The following is a 19,598-nucleotide window of genomic DNA, read 5'->3' as shown; positions in this document are numbered from 1 at the left end:
CTCCCGCACCTGCTGTTTACAAGGAGGATTTTATTTTATGGTAAATACCATGATTTCCATTCCCGGCTATGTCCATCTTTACCGCTCACTTTTGCGGTTTTACGACATGCCGGAAAATGAAGTCCGGGAAATGCTCTATCTTCTGAATACGGCAAACCTGGACTGCTACGAGTATTATCACCCGGACCGCAGTGTGATCCAGAGCGGACCGGTCGCTTTTTGCGGATGGCTGGAAACGAAAGACTGCCGCCCTTACCGCACAGAGGTACAGCTTTACAAGTCGCTGCTGTTTTTGAAGCGCAGCATTGACCGTGACCTGATCGTATCAGCTCAGAGGGAGGCTCTGCAAACCCTGCGCTGTATCATCTCCAATCTGGAATACCGCTTTTATAAAGCCTATGGCATGGAGATCGAGGACAAACGCACGGTCTATGGGGAATGTACCTACCGTCTGGTTCCAAGGGAGGACGAACCCAGCGTGTGCCTGATGCACGACTGGATCTACCTGCCGAGTGCTTAAAATGTCCCGAATAATACACAATATTCGGGACAAAATAAGAATACGATAGTTCCCATCTCCTGATATAGAATTTGAAACTGATGTATAAATTCTGTTCTATGTGGAATACTATTGCTAAAACTCTTGAAGCCTATTGAAAATTTGTCCCGAATAATATATAATATTCGGGACAAAAGGAGGTGAGCAATATGGCAAATGGCTATTCCAAACAGATTCAGGAGCAGATAAAAGCAGCGGCGGAAGGAACTATTTTCATCAGTTCTGATTTTGCGGATATTGCCGATACGGAAACCATAAGACGGAACTTAAACCGGCTTACACAGGCAGGTATGCTTCGCCGCATTTTGAAAGGTGTTTATGAAAAACCAAAATATAGCAAACTTCTGGATGAATATGTGGCGGCAGACCCGGAAGCGGTGGCGAACGCATTGGCACGAAGTTATCACTGGACGATTGCCCCATGTGGGAATACAGCATTGAACCTGTTAGGTCTTTCAACACAGGTAACAGCAGTATGGTCCTATATCAGCGATGGTCCATATAAGACCTACGAGTGGAACTCTACAAAGCTGGAATTTAAGCACCGGACCAATAAGGAGATTACCGGATTGTCCTATATGACAAGTTTGGTTATACAGGCATTAAAAACGCTTGGCAAATCGAATGTTACGCCAGAAGTCATACAGATGCTTTCCGAAAAACTGACAGACAAGGATAAACAGGCTTGTTTGAAGGAAGCAACAGAGTCTACGGATTGGGTTTACGATACGATACGACAGATTTGTGGAGGTGAAAAGGTACAATGAGAAATATAGCAAGACTTTCAGATAACGACCGCAGGGAGCTGTTCAGAAATACAGCAGATAAAATGGGACTGAATGATGCCATCGTAGAAAAAGACTTTTGGGTATGTTTTACGCTGGATTATTTATTTCACCGCTCACCATGGAAAGAGTCCATCACCTTTAAGGGAGGTACCAGCCTTTCAAAAGCCTTTCACCTGATCAGCCGGTTTTCAGAAGATATTGATTTGATTCTGGACTGGCGTGTATTGGGATATGGCAAAGATGAACCATGGGAGAAACGTTCCAATACAAAACAGGATGCTTTTAACAAAGAAGCCAATGCGCGTGCGGAGGTATTTCTGTCCGAAACATTCTGCCCGGCAGTCAAAGCCGGCTTATCCCAGGAAATCGGTTGTGAAGCAAATGTCTACATAGATGAAAAGGATAAACAGACGGTCATTTTCGCCTATCCGCACCTTTTTACAAATACGGCGACCTTACAGGTGATCCGTTTAGAGATTGGTGCGCTGGCAGCGTGGACTCCTGCAAAAACAGCGCAGATCGAACCTTACGCGGCAAAATATTATCCGAAGATTTTTGAGCAAAAAGAAACCGCAATCCTTACCGTTGCCCCGGAACGGACCTTCTGGGAAAAAGCCACAATCCTGCACCATGAAGCGAACAGACCGGAACATTTGGAAATGCCGCAGCGGTATTCCAGACATTATTATGATCTCTACCGCATGGCTGCAACACCGGTTAAAGAAGCTGCTTTTTCCAGGCTGGATCTCCTGAAGAAAGTTGTAGATTTCAAAATGAAATTCTATCCCAGATCATGGGCGAAGTACCCGGAGGCTGTGCCGGGCACATTAAAATTACTCCCGCCGGAATATCGGTTTGCAGCATTGGAAGCGGACTATAACTCTATGCAGGATATGTTGTATGGGGATGTTCCGACATTTGAGACAGTCATAGCAGCGGTCCAGGAACTGGAAAAAGAGATCAATACACTATAAACAATTACATATCCATTTATTTGCCGACTATTCTAAGATGCTTTAGAATAGCCGGTTTCTTGTTTTCAAAGGAGGGATGCTATATTACGCAAAATGAAGTCAATGCCGTTTTTGACGAACAGGTGCGGCTCTGTGCTGATACCTTGAAACGGAAAACCAAAGAATACACCGGGGATGACCCGGACCGGCTGGGTGCATTTAAGGCAGCGGCAGCTTTACAGCACACAACGCCCCAGCGTGCCCTTGCCGGTATGCTGGCAAAGCATATTGTTTCTCTATACGATATGTGCTTTGCCGAAGAAGTGGTTTATCCGATGGACACATGGGACGAAAAGATCACAGACAGTCTTAACTATCTGTTCTTACTGAAAGCGATTGTAAAGGAGGGACATACCAATTAAACAGATTGAAGTAAAAATTTTGAACTGCCAGGCGGTAGCGGAAGCAGAAAAAAACATGGTCTTTGCGGCAAGGCTTACCCAGCAGGGACATAAGATTGCCTCAATGGACGACCTGATGGAGCTCTACGAAAAATCATTCAGCGTTCAGACAGTAGCGGCTATGGGGGCGCTTCCCCATCCTACCATCCAGAAATTTGCGGTGATCACGGTAGCCATTGTCGGCGCCAGCAGGCGTTTTCTGGCGCAGATCACCCGCCACCAGAACGAAGTAAAATTTATGAGTGCATCGCTGCAGTACAGCAACTATACGGGACAGGCGGATTTCGCTGTCCCGTATTCTATTATGACGGCTCCGGCAGTGGTACGGGAACTGTACTTAAAAAGCTGTAATGAAAGCATGAAATGTTATGAAGCCCTGTGCACTGCCGGAAGCGGGCACGATGCGGCCGGCTATGCCACGCCCCAGGGATTGCGGAATGTACTGCTCATCAGCGCCACCCCTTATCAGTGGAAACATATCATCAGCCAGCGGGTATGCCGGAGAAATACAGATGAAACAAGGATCGTGCTGCTAAAGGTCTGGAAAGAACTTTATGAACTAAGCCCTGCTTTGTTTGCCCCATCACTGACCGGGCCTTTTTGTCAGATGGATCGATGTCTGGAAGGGAAAATGACCTGCGGACGAAAACTGCAGGCAAATATGACGCCAGAGGATATTTTGGAAAAAGATTATCCTGCTCTTTGGGAAGGAGACTGCCGATGAAAATAAAACTGATCGACTTTGGCGTGCCGGAGCACCAGCGTCCTTACCGTCCGCATGGCAATGATGCCGGAGCGGATGTTTATCTGCCCTATGACTGTACCTTACAGCCCGGAGAAATCGCCAAAATTCCTTTGGGTTTTGGACTGGAAATACCGGATGGATATGCGGGATATATCTTTCCCCGTACCAGCATGGCGGTAAAAGGTCTGGTCTGTGAACTGCCGCCTGTGGATTCCGGCTATTGTGGAGAGATCCATGCGATCATCAGCAATGTAAGCAATCAGGCGCAGTCTCTTTTTAAGGGAGCCCGTATCGGGCAGCTTGTGATCACGCCGATCGTCATTGCGGATTTTGTAACCGATCTGGGAACAGAACGAGGAACCGGCAGCTTTGGCAGTACCGGCGAATAGAAAAAGGCTGTTTGGAGAACAGTTTTTGAATACTTATCGGTATAGGGAGCGGACATTTCGAGAACATTATAAAATATAATAAAGAAAGTCACGAAAAAAGCGGCCTTTACCGTGACCGCTTACTTTCTGCTATTGAGTTCTTTCATAATACCGAGGATATATTGCATGGATTGAGGATCAAGCTGTCTTGCCTCTGCAATGAATTCCTTTAAGGTTTCCGGGTAGGTATTTCCTTCATCAAAGAATTCCTGCGGTGTCACACCCAGATATTCGCAGATGTAGAAAAAAGACTGCATAGCGGGAAGTGACTTTTTATTCTCAATATTATTGATGTAGTTGTTTGCCTGACCTAACGATAAAGACATATCGCGTGCGGAAACTCCTTTTTGTGTCCGCAGTTTCGCTAATCGTTCCGGGACAAAATCTTCATACATCGCCTTCACCTCCCATTCTGTAATAGATTGTACCTCACGCCCCTTTATTATCCGCAAAAGGAAAAAGGGTATTATCGTTGACTTGCTAAATTAAATCTATTACTATATGAAAAGTGAAGAATTTTACCTATCAGATGGAGGGATGACCGATGAAAGGAAAAACTTGCTGTGTTACCGGACACAGGGATTTACCGCAGAATGAGATCAACAAAATAAAAACAGCCTTGGCACATGAGATCGATGCTGCTGTTACAGATGGGTTCACCTGTTTTATGAGCGGTTTTGCAGATGGCGTAGACCAGTATTTTGTGGAGCTGGTGCTGGAAAGAAAGCAGACCACCCCGGCACTGGAGCTGATCGCAGTGATCCCTTACCGCAAGCGTCTGGACAGCCTAAATAAGAAAACAAGAACCCGTGAACTGCTGGAGGCTTGTGCGGATGTTGTTGTGATACAGGAAAAATATCTCCCAAGCGTCTACTCCCACAGAAATCGTTATATGGTGGAACACTCCGACCGAGTGATCGCTGTATATGACGGACGGGAAACCGGAGGTATAGCAAAGACGATCCGCTTTACCCACCGGATGAAGAAGGAACTGCGGGAAATCCCAGTTGGAGAAATCGTCCTGCCGGATCACTTGAAACCAAAAACAAAATAGATACCTGTTGATGCGCTCACTTTGAAGTGGGCGTTTTTCTTTACCCATTTTTAGGAGGAATGCTTATGTGGAACCTGATTTCACATTTCCTTACCTTTGCCGGAGGAATGGCTTCCGGCGTTATGTTGATGTGTCTTATGCAAACCGGAAAACTTGCGGATAAAGAATTTGAAACTATGAAGGAGGAATAAAAATTGAAACTTGTGATTGCAGAAAAGCCCTCTGTTGCTATGTCACTGGCAGCAGTATTAGGCGCAACGGAAAGAAAAGACGGTTATCTCGAAGGTTCCGGCTATCTGGTGAGCTGGTGCGTGGGACATCTTTTGGAACTGGCACAGCCGGAGGCTTACAAAGAACAGTACGCCAAATGGCGGTATGAGGATCTTCCGATCCTACCGGAAAACTGGAAATATGAAGTGCCAAAGGATAAGAAAACGCAGCTTGCCCTTTTGTGCCGATTGATGAAGGACAAACGGGTGGATTCCGTGGTATGCGCTACGGATGCCGGACGAGAAGGAGAACTGATCTTCCGTCTGGTCTATGAATATGCCGGATGTAATAAGCCTATGGAACGCCTTTGGATTTCCAGTATGGAGGATGCGGCGATCCGTGAGGGTTTTGACCATCTCCGTCCCGGCAGTGATTACGATAAACTCTATGATGCGGCGGTCTGCCGGGCAGGAGCCGACTGGCTGATCGGGATCAATGCCACCCGGCTTTTTTCTGTCCTGTATGGTGTCACCCTAAATGTCGGCCGTGTTATGTCACCGACACTGGCACTTTTGGTACAGCGTGAGTCGGATATTGAATCCTTCATCAGTAAGCCTTTTTATGTGCCGGAAATCACCTGCGGAGGTTTTACTGCTTCCGGCGAAAAAATGACGGAACGATCCGAGGCTGAAAAAATCCGTATGGACTGTGACCACAACTCCGCTTTTGTGCGTTCTGTGGAAAAGCAGGTAAAAACTATACAGCCTCCCCGCCTTTATGACCTTACAACTCTGCAAAGGGAATGTAACCGTATTTATGGCTATACGGCTCAACAGACCCTTGATTATGTGCAATCTCTCTATGAAAAGAAGCTGGCAACCTATCCGAGAACGGACAGCCAGTATTTGACGAAGGACATGCAGGCAACCGCCGCTTCCCTGATCCTATGGCTGCGTGACAATATGCCCTTTGGAAAAGGCTGCGCCGGAGAGCCGGACATTGACCGGGTAACAGACGACAGCAAAGTGACCGACCACCATGCCATCATCCCAACTGTGGAGATTGCACGGACAGACCTGTCGGAGCTTCCTTCCGGGGAGCGGGATGTGCTTACCCTGCTTGCCGTCAGACTGCTTTGTGCCACAACGCAGGCAAACCGGTTTGAAGCGGTCACCGCTATGTTAGACTGCCAGGGATATACTTTTACGGCAAAAGGAAAGACCATCTTACAGTCCGGCTGGAAAGAGGTGGAACGGATTCACCGTATGAGTATCAGGCAGAGTGAAACGGAACACAGAGAAAATGAAGATGCCGCTCTCCCTGTGCTGAAGGAAGGACAGACTTTTGAAACTGTGTCAGCAAGTCTCCGTGAAGGGAAAACTTCACCGCCGAAACATTATACGGAGGACACGCTGCTGTCCGCTATGGAGACGGCCGGTGCGGAAGATATGCCGGACGATGCCAAGCGTAAAGGATTGGGTACTCCGGCTACCCGTGCGGCAACACTGGAAAAGCTGGTTTCTGCCGGATTTGTACAGAGAAAGAAAAAGCAGCTCATTTCTACGGAAAAAGGAAGGAACCTGATCGCAGTCCTGCCGGACAATATCAAATCTCCCATTTTAACTGCAGAATGGGAATCTATGCTGAAACAAGTGGAACATGGCGAACTGTCGGCAACATCTTTTATGGATCAGATTGCAGATATGAGCCGGACGCTGGTAAAAGAACATACCGCCCCGGAGAAACGTTTTGCGGATCTGTTCCCTTCTTCCAGAGAAACTGCACATGAAGCCGTGGGGGTATGTCCTCGCTGCGGAGCCCCGGTATATGAAGGAAAGAAAGGTTTTTTCTGCGACAACAGGGAATGTTCTTTTGCTCTTTGGAAAGATAACCGTTTCTTTTCCAGCAAGAAAAAGTCCATCACAAAGTCTGTGGCAGCGGCTCTTTTGAAAGAGGGCCGTATTTCTATGTCCGGGCTTTACAGTGAAAAAACAGGAAAGACCTATGATGCGGAAGTGATCCTGGATGATACCGGCGGTAAATATGTGAATTTCAAGCTGGAATTTCCCGTAAAGAAAGGCAGGCGTAAATGAGTGACCGAAAAACCTTTGAATATGGCGGTTATCACTTCACGCCCATACGAAAATTTCACAAAAAAGAAGGCGACTTTTTCGTCATATCGAAACGGCTGGCAAGTGACTTCAACTTAGGGTTGTGTACCTATCAGGATCGGCAAAAAGCACCTTATGATTACAAAGACTTTTATACCGTCGCAACCGACAAAGAATGTGACATTTTCCGGTGCGAAGAAAATGGTTTGTTGTATGTGCCGGGGAAAAACGAACTTTTTATTTACCATGAACCAAAACAGAAAAAGCGGAACTCTATTGCCGATGCCCTTTCACAGTCCAGGAATGTTACTGATATAACCGGATTTTCCAGCGGCCGGCAAAGAAGTGCCCCGGAAAGGTAGGCGTTATGGCAGAGAGAGAATTGAACCGCTCGGAGCGGGCTGCGATCCGAAAGCTGGTTACGGAGCTTTGCGCCAACTATGACTCTCAGGATAAGATCTGCCTTCCTTTGGACAGTCCTTGCTATATGCTGAATAAATGGTGGACCGGTGCTTATTGCAGGTACTTTGAAAAAGCGGTGCTGCCGGTGGATGCAGCACTGGAATCAGCCATTACCGGCGAGGACACCTCCATGAGACAGAAAATATGCCCTGTGTGTGGAAAAGTGTATCTTCCTATAACCAGCCAGGCATATTGTTCTGATGCCTGCCGGATCTATGCAAGACGGAAATCCGAGCGGGAACGCAAACGCCGGAAGCGGCAAAACCAACTATGATATGTACGCAACTTAGCCCCAAAAGTCCTTGATTTTCAAGGGCTTTTTGCACCTGTTTTCAAGGGCGCTGTATAAGAATACTCCAGTGCTTTGAAATGAGGTTAAGTTGCGGACAAAACATATATTTTAACAAAAACGATAGGAGGCGATTTTTTTGAATATCAACACGATTACTGCGGAGGATCTTCGCCGCATGCCGGATAAGGAAGGACTGATTTTACAGGGCTGTGGCGGGGATCTGACAGAATGGGTAGACGGAATCAATGAAATGCTGACACAGGCAGGCATATTGAAAGATGGCAGTCAGTTTGAGAATGTGTTTGCTTTTCAGCACGGAGAACTGACCTGTTTGCTTTACCCGTTTGATGATGTGAAACTGGATATAGGAAAACTTGCCCTGTGGCGTTTACAGACCCATGAAGTCTATGGCGGCACATGGCTGTCGGACTTTGTGCCGAATTATTTAGGCGGATTTATAGAAACACCGGAAGCGTTGGCAGATAAACCGGATTGTCCACTGATCGGAGCAGATGGGAACATTTTTAATCTGCTGGGTATTGCTTCCCGTACTTTGCGGGAGCATGGTCTGAAAGAACAGGCAAAAGAAATGTCTGATCGGGTATTTGCTTCCGGCAGTTATGGAGAAGCGCTCTGTATCATTGGCGAATATGTCAACATCACAGATTCCGAACCGGAGCATAAGAATTCTCTCCGTCAGCAGCTAAAAGCAACAAAACCGGCAGACCCGGTAAAAAAGCAGCAAACTTCCAAACAGCAGGAACGATAAGGAGGGATGCGGAATGGAAAAGAAACTGACCTATGGTGTATGGGCGGTACGAAGCAGCACTTCTATTTTCGGACCGGCACAAAGCTGGTGCAAGGAAAATGGAAAACCGTTGGAATTTGATAGCAAAGCCGATGCTGAAAACTATGCAAAGGAAGCCAACGAGCATACGACAGCAAATGTCCGATACTATGTGAAAGAAAAAGAACCGGAACCCGGTGCTGTTCGGAAAGGAACATCTCAACCGGAGCTGGATGCACGCAGCCATGAAGAAGTGACACCAAGAAATGATGCATCGGAAAAACAAAATGAGATTCCGGGCAGACAGATTCCTTCTCAAACAGATCCGCTGGTAGAAATCCGCTCTGCGGTTCATAGTAATTACGCAGGCATGGTCGCTATGCTGGGTGCGGACAACCGTGTGTATTTGGGGCGTGAGGAACGCTGCCATTGTCAGGATATGCAGCCATCTTACTATGACAATCAGGATGGTTCCCTGTGCTTTGTCTGTGATCAGCCCGACATGTATTATTTTCTTTATGGAGAAGGCTGGGCGCATACCCAGACGGAAATGCTGGAACGAGGGCTTACCCTGCGCCAGTATGAAGAATTTGCGAGACTGCAAAATGGCGTCCTTGCACAGTTTACCACACAAAGAGAAATCCTGTTTGCCGGACAGCCATTTCAAGCGCCAGAAAGTTATCTTCGCAATGCGGAACTTTATGAGGAAGGACAAACCGGCAACTACAATATGCTGGATGGCAGGCTGAACAACGAACCTCTTGTGCGTCCGGATCTGACAGATGGACAGACGGATGAAGAAATCCGGGAGCTGGTGCCGGAAGCAAAGCCGTCCTTGATGGACCGTCTGAAAGCAGATAAACCGGAGCATGAAGCAAGGCAGATGATCCCTCCGGTGCCGGAAAGGGAACGCTGATGGCTGGGGTAAGATTTGAGGATGTAGATCTTCTGGGTGCTCTTTCCCGTATCGTAGATCTTCATACCCAACATTATAAAGAGGACTTTGACCTGGATAAAGAACTGATCTCAAAACTGGCTGTGTCAGACCGTTCAGAGGATAAACAGCTTCTTTGGATGTCACGCCCCTGCGGAACCTATACCCTGCGTGAACGGGAAGTTTATCTGGAGGGCAGCCATGAAAACAAAGTGTGGCGGTTTTACCAGGAACATACAAATGATCCCGTTTTGGCTTATGCTATCTCTTTGAAAGAAGTCAGGGACGGAAAAATATTTGGCGATCTCTATCCGCTAAATTACAGAGAACATGTGGAACGGATGAAAAAACTGACCTGTCCAATCGGAAATGTAGCCGTTGCATTTGAGGATGGAAATATTATCACGATTCCCTATCAGGAACGGAGACAGCTTATGAACCGGCTTATGCCAGAGCATGGAGCACCTAAAACAATGACGTATCTGCCAGAAAATGAGCCGGAGTTGATGATGATCCTAAAACGGGAACGCTTCAAACGCAGCTATCATGCGACAGCCGGAAATCTGGAGGAATATCTTGATAAGCTGGAAAAGACCACCTTGCGGGAAAAACTCAAAAGAGCAAAGACGGTGGTTTCAACACAGGAGGTCTCATCTCATAAAAGAGGGTTGGAACGATGAAGGGCAGGCATAACAAAAAATCTGTCCGCGTCGAATTTGTCATGTCCGAAGCGGAGGCCGAACTGGTAAAAGAACGCATGGCGGAACTTGGCATTACCAATCTGTCGGCATATCTGCGAAAGATGGCCGTAGACGGTTACATCATTCACCTTGATATGGGAGACATTCAAGAAATGATCCGGCTTCTCCGCATTTGTTCCAATAACTTAAACCAATATACCAGACGGGCCAATGAGACCGGCAATATTTATGCCGCAGATATAGAGGACATCCGCACCCGTCTGGACAGCCTTTGGGATGGCATGGACAAACTGATCCGGGGATTTGCAAACATTTCATAAACATCCGGAAAGCCGTTGCTTTCTTTTTGCCGTCACGGTAAAATTTTTATAAGGGCAGATACCCTTCTGAAAGGAGGCAAAGCGTATGCGTTTGATAGGTAAATTACTGGCACTTCCTTTTATGCTGGTTACGGGAATTCTTTATCTGGTATGTAAATTTTTGGTGGTCCTTTCCGGTGCGGTACTTGGGATTCTTTCCGGGATCATCTTTTTGGCAGCATTGGTGCTGTTCTTTGTCGCAGGATTTTTGCCGGGTCTTGCCTGGCTTATGATCGCCTTTCTTATCAGTCCATACGGTCTGCCTCTGGCGGCTGCATGGCTGGTAGGGATCATTGGTGGGACAAACAGTGCCTTAAAGGATTTTATATTTGGTTAAGCAGATTTGGCGGGGCGCATAGGCAGCCCCGCTCTTTTTCTGCAATTATAACTTCTCTGATTGAAATTAAGTTAAGGAGGTGACGAAAATGGCGACCACAAGACTGATGCCGCTGCACATAGGAAAAGGCCGGGATATTTCTACTGCGATTGCAGATATTATTGATTATGTAGAAAATCCGCAGAAAACCGATTTGGGAAAATTCATTTATGGCTATGAGTGTGATACCCGGCTTGCTGATGCAGAGTTTCTTCTGTCCAAACGACAGTATGCAAATCTGACCGGCAGAAATCAGGGTGCAGATGATGTGATCGCCTACCATCTCCGTCAGGCATTTAAGCCCGGCGAAGTTACGCCAGAAGAAGCTAATCAGATCGGCAGGGAGCTGGCACTGAAGCTCACAAAAGGAAACCATGCCTTTGTTGTCTGCACCCATGTGGATAAGCACCATGTCCATAATCACATCATTATCAACTCTACTACACTGGACTGTCAGAAAAAATTTCGCAACTTCTGGGGTTCTACCTGGGCAATCCGGCGAATGAATGACAAGCTGTGTTTGGAGCATGGACTTTCGATTGTAGAAAATCCGAAACCCAGCCGGGAGCATTATGGCACATGGCTGGGAAATAAAAAGCAGCCTTCCTTTCAGGAGCAGATACGCATTGCTATTGATGCTGCATTAGAGGAAAAGCCAAAAGATTTTGAGGAACTTCTACAGAAGCTGGAAACTGCTGGGCTGGAAGTCAACCGTGAAAGAAAACATCTTCGGTTCCGAGTTCCGGGACAAGAAAATTATACCCGATGCGATACGCTCAAAGGCGATTATACAGAACAAGCCATCAAAGAACGGATTGCCGGTACACGGACAGTAAAACCCCGCCATGCCTTTTCTAAAAAAACGGTTTCCAAAGTTGGATTGCTGGTTGATATTGAAGTTGCAATCCGTTCCGGCAAGGGCCCTGGTTATGAGCGCTGGGCAAAAGTGTTCAACCTAAAGCAGCTTTCTCAGGCAGTGCTCTACTTAAAAGAACATGGCGATATGGGTTATGAGGATCTTCTGGAAAAAGCCAACGCCACTACCACTAATTTCAATACCTTATCCGTTCAGATCAAAGATCTGGAGTCAAAAATGAACGCCAATGCCGAGCTGCAAAAACAGATCGTAAACTATGCGAAAACGCGGGCTGTCTATGTAGAATATCGCAAAGCCGGGTACAGCAAAAAATTCCGAACAGAACATGAAGCTGAAATTCTGCTGCACCAGGCGGCAAAGAATCATTTTGACGAGCTGGGAATCAAAAAGCTCCCCTCTGTCAAATCTCTCCGGGAGGAATACACCGATCTTCTGGAACAAAAACGGAAAGCCTATTCTGCCTATAAGCAGGCCAAAAATGATATGAAAGAACTTCATAATGTTCGGGCCAATGTGGAATACCTATTAGAGATTTCTTCCCCACCACAACCGCAGCGCAGCACAGAAAAATCCCGTCAATAAGGTTTGCTAACTTGAATTCTATAGACCTTGACTTTCCTGGACTTCTTAACTATAATAATACTCAAGCAGGGGGACTACCTTGTAGTTGAGAAGGTTAAAACCTGACCGTTTGAACCTGTTGGCTAATACCAACGCAGGGAGCTAAAGAATACAGATTCGTATTTTTTGGACATTCTCTGTTTTGGGAATGTCCTTTTTAATTGAATAAGATATGATATGTGTTTGCGAGGGAACTGAACAAGTTGAAAAAGGTAAGACCTGACCTCTGGACCTGTCGGCTAATACCGGCGTAGGGAAGCAATTTCTTACGCTCGTATTGCGTCTGAAAGAGCTTCTAATTGTTTTAGAGGCTCTATTTTTTTATTTTAGGAGGAACAAACATGGCATTTATGAAAGACATTTTAACCCGCAACATCCCCATTTGGGAAGAATGTGCAGCTACCCCATTTGTGCAGGAAGTGCAAACTGGAAAGCTACCTCTTGAAAAGTTCAAGAGATATATGATTCAGGATAGTATCTATCTGAAAAACTATGCCCGTATATACGGCAAGGCAATTTTTCATGCTGATACATTAAGAGAAATTCAGCTTTACTATTCCATGCTGAATTTTGTAAATGATACGGAATCAGAAGTGCGTCTGGATTATCTAAAGCAATTTTGCATGACGGATAATGATATTGAACTGATCGCTCCTCTGCCTGAAAATCAAAATTACATTGATTTCATGTTTGAGATTGCGTCACATGGAAAGAATGAAGAAATTTTAATGGCGGTTCTTCCCTGTATGCTAAGTTACAGCTATATATTCCGCAAATTGGCGGCTGTTCCTACAAGCAGACAGTCAAGATATTGGGACTTTATCAAAGATCATGCGGATGAACAATATGCAGAAAGCTGCAAAGAATGGTCTGCTTTTGCAGAGCATAAATGTGCCGGGTTATCAGTAGCAAATAAAAAGTATCTGGCTGATATTTTTGAAAAAGCAAGTTTGTTAGAGCTTGCTTTTTGGAAGATGGCCTATCGGAACGAGAGAATGGAGGAAAATGCAAAATGAAAAAAGTATTGTCCATTGCCGGATCAGATTGCAGCGGAGGTGCAGGTATTCAGGCTGATTTGAAAACTTTTTCTGCTCACGGTGTATTTGGAATGAGTGTTATTGTTTCTGTTGTTGCAGAGAACACCAGCCGTGTTATCGACATCCAAGATATTACCCCGGATATGATTGAAAAACAGATTGACGCCGTATTTGAAGATATTGAAGTGGACGCAGTAAAAATCGGTATGCTTTCTACACCAGAATGTATGAAAGCGGTGGCAAAGAAACTATTACAATATAAGCCCCAAAATGTTGTAATCGACCCGGTTATGTATGCCAAAAATGGCTGCCCATTGATGAATCCTACGGCGGTTTCCACCTTGATAGACACAGTAATTCCACTTGCCGATGTACTTACTCCAAATATTCCAGAGGCAGAGAAAATAGCGGATATGCAGATTTCCACAGTTTCAGATATGGAGGCTGCCGCAAGAAAAATATATGCCATGGGTTGTAAGGCGATTGTTGTCAAGGGTGGACATCATATAGGAAATGCTGTTGATGTCCTATTTGATGGAGAAAATTTCTACCATTTTGAAACATCCCGCATTGATACGAAAAATACTCATGGGACAGGCTGTACCTTTTCTTCTGCAATCGCTTCCCAGCTTGCAAAGGGAAAAAGTGTTCCGCTTGCAGTCGAATCTGCAAAGGCTTATGTCACAATGGCAATCGAACACTCTCTTGCGATTGGAAAAGGCTGTGGCCCGACGCACCATTTCTACGAATTGTATCAGCATGGTTTATCTAAAGAATAGGCAGGTGCAAAATGAACTTTGATTATACACTTTATCTTGTTACTGATCGTCAACTAATGAGCTGCGATAGCCTGACAGAAGCGGTAGAACAGGCAATTTTAGGAGGCTGCACAATGATACAACTCCGAGAAAAAGAATTGTCCTCATTAGAATTTTACAATCAGGCTGTTGCCGTGAAACAGGTTACGGATAAATACCATATTCCCCTCATCATAAACGACAGAATAGATATTGCAATGGCTGTGCAGGCTGCGGGAGTACATATTGGACAGCATGATTTACCTGCGGCTGCCGTCCGCAAAGTAATAGGAGAAAATATGCTGTTGGGGGTATCTGCTTCTTCCATTGTAGAAGCAATACAGGCACAACAGGATGGTGCGGATTATTTGGGAGTTGGCGCAATGTTCCCTACTGGAACTAAAACCGACGCTGATTCTGTATCAATGGAAGAATTACAGAAAATCCGCGCAGCCGTTTCTTTGCCGATAGTTGTTATTGGCGGTATCAATAAGGGAAATGCAGGGCGTTTCAAGCCCATGGGAATTGACGGGCTGGCTGTTGTATCTGCCATCATAGCGCAGTCTGATATAAAAGCTGCTGCTGCGGAACTGAAAGATTTATTTTGCGGAAAGGAAAAGAAAAATGGATTTTAATGCGGCAATCTTTGATTTAGATGGAACAATTCTGGATTCAATGGATGTATGGGAGCATATAGATATTCAGTTTTTGAAAAAGAGAAATCTTCCCGTCCCGGAAAATTATGTAACTGAAATATGTGCAAGGAGTTTTGAGGAAGCCGCACAATATACCATTGATCTTTTTGGATTGCAGGAAACGGTAGAGGGAATTATTGAGGAATGGAATAATATGGCGGTCGAGGAATACAGTAACCATGTCGGTCTGCTGCCCCATGCCCTTGATTATCTTCTGCGCTTAAAAGAACATGGAATAAAACTTGCAGTTGCTACGGGGTTGCCGGAAAAGCTCTATATTCCATGCTTAAAGAACAATTCTATTTTAGAATTATTTGACGCTCTATGTTCAACAGATGAGGTTCAGCGGGGAAAAGAATATTCGGATGTCTTTGAATTGGCCGCAAGAAAATTAGGGGTTGCACCTGAACACTGTATTGTGTTTGATGATGTGCTTCCAGCAATTAAAAGCGCAAAGGCAGCCCGTATGTTAGCAGGCGGGATTTATGATAAGTATTCCGCAGATCAGCGTACAGAAATAGAAAGGATTGCGGATATTTACTTACTTGATTTTCGGCAAGCACCGATCCCACACAAAGAGGTATGAAAATGGAAAAATGGGATTTATATAATGCAAAACGGGAAAAGTCTGGAATAACAGTGTGCCGTGGAGAAATCATACCCAAAGGGCTGTATCATTTATCTGTGAGTGTATGGATCGTCAACCAGCAGGGGCAGTATCTTTTATCACAGCGGCATCCGAAAAAGCAATACCCTCTTTATTGGGAATGTACGGGTGGTTCTGTACTTTCCGGGGAAACCAGTTTACAAGGAGCAATCCGAGAGGTAAAAGAAGAATTAGGAATACTGCTTACTCCCGGAAGTGAAAAATTGATTTATCAGAGCAGACGGGAAAATGTGCAGGATTTTTACGATGTTTGGCTATTTCATAAGGATATAAAGATTGAAGAAATGCGTTTACAGGAAACAGAAGTTGTGGATGTTCAATGGGTAAATCCAGATAAGTTATTTGAGATGTTTCGCCTGAAACATCTGCACCCTCTAATTACCTATGTAGATCAGCTAATAGGCTGAAAAAGCGCCGGGCGCAGAGGTATCAAAGCCTCTGCATCTGGCGCTTCTTTTTTGTCATTTTTCCCGCATTTAGAACCCCGTTTTGCGGGGAACAGGATAACTTTATCCACCTGCCTGCCTGCCATGCGGAAAAACCCTTGATTTCCGTGGACTTTTAACGCCCTAAATGCGTAGACAGGAGGTATCTTTTCCGCTGGCGCTCAGCCTTTTAATTCCGTGTTGCACATGAGGCGGAAATCTTACTGCACCAGACAGCGAAGAATCATTTTGACGAACTGGGAATCAAAAAGCTCCCCTCTGTCAAATCTCTCCGAGAGGAATACACCGATCTTCTGGAACAAAAACGGAAAGCCTATTCTGCCTATAAGCAGGCCAAAAATGATATGAAAGAACTTCATAATGTTCGGGCCAATGTGGAATATCTATTAGAGATTTCTTCCCCACCACAACCGCAGCGCAGCACAGAAAAATCCCGTCAATAAGATTTGTCTGCTTTTGGTTTTCAGCGTTCCAACGGAACGCGCAGCCATTGCCACCGGCAATGATCTCAGGGGTTTGGGGATATGTCACCAACAAGCATTAGCAGGAATTCCGGAAACGGGATTTCTGCTAAATACGCAATCTTACGTAAGATTGCATTGCTTGCCAGTAGTTTTAAGAGTCTTTGGCAGAGAATCTGTTTACAGTTGCCGCATTGATAAACCTTTGATAACTGCCTATAATAGAGTTATTATTTTGAACTGCTATAACAGAGAAATGCAAAAAAATAAAATTTTTTGTCCGCTGTAACATTTCGCGGACATTTGGGGTTTACAATGGCCTTATCAAATATGGAGGTGATACAACTATGACATGGCCTTTTGAGAATGACACCAGCGCCATTGTAAAAAAATTAGCAGACCGAAGCATGAAAGCGGATAAAAGACGCAATGCGTTTATTATCATAACGATTGCTTTTGCAGTTAGTTTGATGATGGTATTAGCACTATATAATCTCGGAACAGACCGTGAAAATAGGCTTTATCTGCAAGGACGCTATCAGGGCAGCTTTATTAACAGTACCAGTACCGTCTTTGAAAAACTGGAACATAACAACCAGATTGAAGCAGTCGGCAAAGAGGCTGCAATGGGAACGAGCCGTATCAATGACTATACTTTGGATGTGTATTACAGAGATCAAAATGCACTTGAACTAAAAGGCGTTACTGACTTGCTGGGAAAAATGCCGGAGGCAGAAAATGAAATCATTGTGGAACAGTCCTATTTGGAGCATTTAGGGTTGCCGGTTCAACTGGATCAAACCGTTACACTGGATATGCCTTTTGGAAAAAATCAGACATATCATGTTTGCGGCATTATTCAAAGCAGTAATGCGTCCCGTATTTATCAAGTCATTGTATCGGATGGCTTATATAGCCGGTATGAAAAAGCAAACTGTTACGATCTTTTGGTTCGCGTGAAAAATACCGAAAATATGGACAGCGAAACTTTGAAACTGCTGATAAACGAAATTGCGGAACAAAGCGGTGTACCTGAACAGTATGTTATGTATAGCTCTACCTACTTTGGATTGGCAGAAGAAAAATCCACGCTGGAGCTATTGGTGATTATCGGAGCAAGCAGTTTAATTGTACTGGCCTGTTCTTTGGTTATTTACAGCCTGTTCTACATTTCTGTTATCGGGAAAACACATGAATATGGCAGACTGCGTGTGCTGGGGGCTACATCGGTTCAGATCAAGCGTATCGTGCGAAAAGAAAGTTTTTTGTTATCCTGTGCTGCAATTCCTATCGGTGTTGTATTGGGAAGTGTTTTGGGCTATTGTTTCGTCCCGGACGGCTGGCATTGGATGACTACACTGGAATGTGCCGTTGTGATTGCCCTTGTTACAGAAATTGCCTTGAAAATTGCTGTCCATACCCCTGTAAAGAAAGCCTCTATGGTATCGCCTATTGAGGCGCTGCGAATCAATACGACTGATACACCGGCGACAGAAAAAACGCGGATCGAACATCGAAAAATTACGCCATCTTCGCTTGCCCGAATGAGCTTTGCCCGGAACAAGAAAAAAGCTATACTAACCGTATTGTCTTTGGGATTTGCCGGAGTTTTACTGATGTGTGCCGCCACCTACCTTAATTCAACTGATGTAGAAAGCATGGCAAAACAGCAATTTGCAAATGGCGACATTGTACTTTCCCTTGATCCCGCCAACACAAATGCGGAAGATCGCCCCGCCGGGATCAATGCACTTCAAACGAAAAATCCATTGGATGAAGTTTTGGAAGAAACGATTTCAGATATGGATGGCGTAAAGAATATTGAATTTATACAGGGCTGTGTTTCAAATATGGAATTTCCCACTCCTTTCAAGGATGGTAACAGCCATTTCTTTACCCAAATTGGAATCCCCGAAAATCAGTACGAGGCCTTTTCACAAGGACTAATTGAGGGAACCGCAGACCGCCAGAAACTTATCAACGGAAAAGGAGTTATTGTAGATAATTCCGCCAAGCTGTTAAGCGACTATTATAATTACACTCCTCAAATTGGCGATATAGTCAAAGTGGAAACAGCGGATGGACAATGGGAAGAATTTACTGTAATGGGGATTGGGAAAGCTCCTAATCTCGGTGGGGATTCAGCTTCTTTCTATTTTCCGCAGGAACTCTTACCTATGATGAAAGAAAATGTTTCCAACTTCAACATAACCTGCATTGTAGATGTGGAAAGAGATCAGCTTACAGAAGTTGAGAATAAGATTTTCCAGTTGGCGGAAAATCGTGGAGGTATAGAAGTTTTCAGTATCAGCGATATTATTACTTATCTGCAAGAGGAAATGGATAACATAAAAATGCCGTTATACGGATTGGTATTTTTCATTGCTGTTTTTGGACTAATCAGCCTTATCAACACGCTAATGACAAACATTATATCAAGACAGCAGGAATTTGGTATTTTACAGTCTGTGGGATTGAGCAGTAAGCAATTCTCCAAAATGCTGCAAACAGAATGTTTCTATTATGTTTCTGGTACGACTATTTTAACTTTAACGATTGGAACTTTAACAGGATTTGTACTTTGCAAAGTTTTCAATCAGGTTGGGACATTCGGGACATTGACTTATCATTTTCCAGTTTTAGAAATAAGCATATGTTTTGTAGCGCTTTTCTTCATACTGGCCGCTTACTCCGTTTTCTCTGTACGATATAGCAAAAGACATCCTGTGATCGAGCGCATTAAAACAATGGAGTAAATTTTCCTTTATCAGAAAATT

Annotated in this window: 24 protein-coding genes and 1 riboswitch; of the genes, 23 read left to right on the top strand and 1 reads right to left on the bottom strand. The window is 44.8% G+C overall.

The window, feature by feature from the left end:
* Nucleotides 1–37 precede the first annotated feature (37 nt).
* The 6 genes from DWW70_RS10345 (at nucleotide 38) to DWW70_RS10320 (ending at nucleotide 3,895) form a co-directional block, all read left to right on the top strand.
* On the top strand, nucleotides 38–520 hold the full coding sequence (locus DWW70_RS10345; RefSeq protein WP_071144309.1) for a hypothetical protein: 483 nt from the start codon (nucleotides 38–40) through the stop codon (nucleotides 518–520).
* Nucleotides 521–708: 188 nt separating this feature from the next.
* Nucleotides 709–1,326 carry a DUF6088 family protein gene (locus tag DWW70_RS10340; RefSeq protein ID WP_025577929.1) on the top strand — a complete coding sequence of 206 codons (618 nt, stop codon included), beginning with the start codon at nucleotides 709–711 and terminating at the stop codon, nucleotides 1,324–1,326.
* On the top strand, nucleotides 1,323–2,321 hold the full coding sequence (locus DWW70_RS10335) for a nucleotidyl transferase AbiEii/AbiGii toxin family protein (protein ID WP_025577928.1): 999 nt from the start codon (nucleotides 1,323–1,325) through the stop codon (nucleotides 2,319–2,321). The genes DWW70_RS10340 and DWW70_RS10335 overlap by 4 nt, the downstream gene beginning before the upstream one ends.
* Before the next feature lie 83 nt (nucleotides 2,322–2,404).
* Nucleotides 2,405–2,722: a hypothetical protein gene (locus DWW70_RS10330; RefSeq protein ID WP_029676883.1), complete on the top strand. Its 318-nt coding sequence runs from the start codon at nucleotides 2,405–2,407 to the stop codon at nucleotides 2,720–2,722.
* Nucleotides 2,718–3,485 carry an FAD-dependent thymidylate synthase gene (locus tag DWW70_RS10325; RefSeq protein ID WP_256372856.1) on the top strand — a complete coding sequence of 256 codons (768 nt, stop codon included), beginning with the start codon at nucleotides 2,718–2,720 and terminating at the stop codon, nucleotides 3,483–3,485. Before DWW70_RS10330 ends, DWW70_RS10325 begins: the two co-directional genes overlap by 5 nt.
* The gene (locus DWW70_RS10320; protein WP_118427310.1) at nucleotides 3,482–3,895 is read left to right on the top strand and encodes a dUTP diphosphatase; all 414 of its coding nucleotides are present in this window, start codon (nucleotides 3,482–3,484) and stop codon (nucleotides 3,893–3,895) included. The genes DWW70_RS10325 and DWW70_RS10320 overlap by 4 nt, the downstream gene beginning before the upstream one ends.
* A 119-nt stretch (nucleotides 3,896–4,014) precedes the next feature.
* Here DWW70_RS10320 and DWW70_RS10315 read toward each other — a convergent pair whose 3' ends face one another.
* Complete coding sequence (locus DWW70_RS10315; protein WP_005361112.1) at nucleotides 4,015–4,329, bottom strand: helix-turn-helix domain-containing protein; 315 nt, start codon at nucleotides 4,327–4,329, stop codon at nucleotides 4,015–4,017.
* A gap of 149 nt (nucleotides 4,330–4,478) precedes the next feature.
* Here DWW70_RS10315 and DWW70_RS10310 point away from each other — a divergent pair, with 149 nt between their 5' ends.
* The 17 genes from DWW70_RS10310 to DWW70_RS10225 all read left to right on the top strand — a co-directional run bounded on the left by DWW70_RS10310 (nucleotide 4,479) and on the right by DWW70_RS10225 (nucleotide 19,577).
* Nucleotides 4,479–4,988 (top strand): SLOG family protein, encoded by a 510-nt coding sequence (locus tag DWW70_RS10310; protein ID WP_117514300.1) that lies wholly within the window; start codon nucleotides 4,479–4,481, stop codon nucleotides 4,986–4,988.
* Between the two features lie 65 nt (nucleotides 4,989–5,053).
* Nucleotides 5,054–5,179: a DUF3789 domain-containing protein gene (locus DWW70_RS10305; protein WP_081017347.1), complete on the top strand. Its 126-nt coding sequence runs from the start codon at nucleotides 5,054–5,056 to the stop codon at nucleotides 5,177–5,179.
* Nucleotides 5,180–5,182: 3 nt separating this feature from the next.
* Entirely contained in the window at nucleotides 5,183–7,291 is a 2,109-nt protein-coding gene (locus DWW70_RS10300) for a DNA topoisomerase 3 (protein WP_118427312.1), read from the top strand.
* Entirely contained in the window at nucleotides 7,288–7,671 is a 384-nt protein-coding gene (locus DWW70_RS10295) for a hypothetical protein (protein WP_117567355.1), read from the top strand. The genes DWW70_RS10300 and DWW70_RS10295 overlap by 4 nt, the downstream gene beginning before the upstream one ends.
* Before the next feature lie 5 nt (nucleotides 7,672–7,676).
* Nucleotides 7,677–8,045 carry a cysteine-rich VLP protein gene (locus tag DWW70_RS10290; protein WP_117567357.1) on the top strand — a complete coding sequence of 123 codons (369 nt, stop codon included), beginning with the start codon at nucleotides 7,677–7,679 and terminating at the stop codon, nucleotides 8,043–8,045.
* A 193-nt stretch (nucleotides 8,046–8,238) separates the two neighbouring features.
* The gene (locus DWW70_RS10285; protein WP_182438755.1) at nucleotides 8,239–8,832 is read left to right on the top strand and encodes a hypothetical protein; all 594 of its coding nucleotides are present in this window, start codon (nucleotides 8,239–8,241) and stop codon (nucleotides 8,830–8,832) included.
* A 13-nt stretch (nucleotides 8,833–8,845) separates the two neighbouring features.
* Complete coding sequence (locus DWW70_RS10280; RefSeq protein ID WP_117504575.1) at nucleotides 8,846–9,766, top strand: DUF4316 domain-containing protein; 921 nt, start codon at nucleotides 8,846–8,848, stop codon at nucleotides 9,764–9,766.
* The gene (locus DWW70_RS10275; RefSeq protein ID WP_118427316.1) at nucleotides 9,766–10,464 is read left to right on the top strand and encodes a hypothetical protein; all 699 of its coding nucleotides are present in this window, start codon (nucleotides 9,766–9,768) and stop codon (nucleotides 10,462–10,464) included. Before DWW70_RS10280 ends, DWW70_RS10275 begins: the two co-directional genes overlap by 1 nt.
* Complete coding sequence (locus DWW70_RS10270) at nucleotides 10,461–10,805, top strand: plasmid mobilization protein (protein ID WP_117468891.1); 345 nt, start codon at nucleotides 10,461–10,463, stop codon at nucleotides 10,803–10,805. Before DWW70_RS10275 ends, DWW70_RS10270 begins: the two co-directional genes overlap by 4 nt.
* Nucleotides 10,806–10,890: 85 nt before the next feature.
* Nucleotides 10,891–11,181, top strand: coding sequence for a CD1845 family protein (locus DWW70_RS10265; RefSeq protein ID WP_117567363.1), 291 nt, complete (start codon nucleotides 10,891–10,893; stop codon nucleotides 11,179–11,181).
* A gap of 88 nt (nucleotides 11,182–11,269) precedes the next feature.
* Nucleotides 11,270–12,679: a relaxase/mobilization nuclease domain-containing protein gene (locus tag DWW70_RS10260; RefSeq protein WP_118535723.1), complete on the top strand. Its 1,410-nt coding sequence runs from the start codon at nucleotides 11,270–11,272 to the stop codon at nucleotides 12,677–12,679.
* Between the two features lie 57 nt (nucleotides 12,680–12,736).
* Nucleotides 12,737–12,836: riboswitch (TPP riboswitch) on the top strand.
* Nucleotides 12,837–13,059: 223 nt separating this feature from the next.
* Nucleotides 13,060–13,734, top strand: coding sequence for a TenA family protein (locus DWW70_RS10255; protein ID WP_118535721.1), 675 nt, complete (start codon nucleotides 13,060–13,062; stop codon nucleotides 13,732–13,734).
* On the top strand, nucleotides 13,731–14,534 hold the full coding sequence (thiD, locus tag DWW70_RS10250) for a bifunctional hydroxymethylpyrimidine kinase/phosphomethylpyrimidine kinase (protein ID WP_004611583.1): 804 nt from the start codon (nucleotides 13,731–13,733) through the stop codon (nucleotides 14,532–14,534). The genes DWW70_RS10255 and thiD overlap by 4 nt, the downstream gene beginning before the upstream one ends.
* 11 nt (nucleotides 14,535–14,545) lie before the next feature.
* Entirely contained in the window at nucleotides 14,546–15,187 is a 642-nt protein-coding gene (thiE, locus tag DWW70_RS10245; protein WP_077326105.1) for a thiamine phosphate synthase, read from the top strand.
* On the top strand, nucleotides 15,177–15,833 hold the full coding sequence (locus tag DWW70_RS10240) for an HAD family hydrolase (protein ID WP_005361145.1): 657 nt from the start codon (nucleotides 15,177–15,179) through the stop codon (nucleotides 15,831–15,833). The genes thiE and DWW70_RS10240 overlap by 11 nt, the downstream gene beginning before the upstream one ends.
* Nucleotides 15,834–15,835: 2 nt before the next feature.
* Nucleotides 15,836–16,321, top strand: a complete 486-nt coding sequence (locus DWW70_RS10235; protein ID WP_223385983.1) for an NUDIX hydrolase — start codon at nucleotides 15,836–15,838, stop codon at nucleotides 16,319–16,321.
* Between the two features lie 847 nt (nucleotides 16,322–17,168).
* The gene (locus DWW70_RS10225; RefSeq protein WP_118649807.1) at nucleotides 17,169–19,577 is read left to right on the top strand and encodes an ABC transporter permease; all 2,409 of its coding nucleotides are present in this window, start codon (nucleotides 17,169–17,171) and stop codon (nucleotides 19,575–19,577) included.
* Nucleotides 19,578–19,598: the final 21 nt, after the last annotated feature.

It is taken from the genome of Coprococcus sp. AF16-5, assembly GCF_003479365.1.
Taxonomy (GTDB): domain Bacteria; phylum Bacillota; class Clostridia; order Lachnospirales; family Lachnospiraceae; genus Coprococcus; species Coprococcus aceti.
The sequence above is the reverse complement of the archived record's forward strand: the minus strand, read 5'-3'. Positions and strand labels throughout refer to the sequence as shown.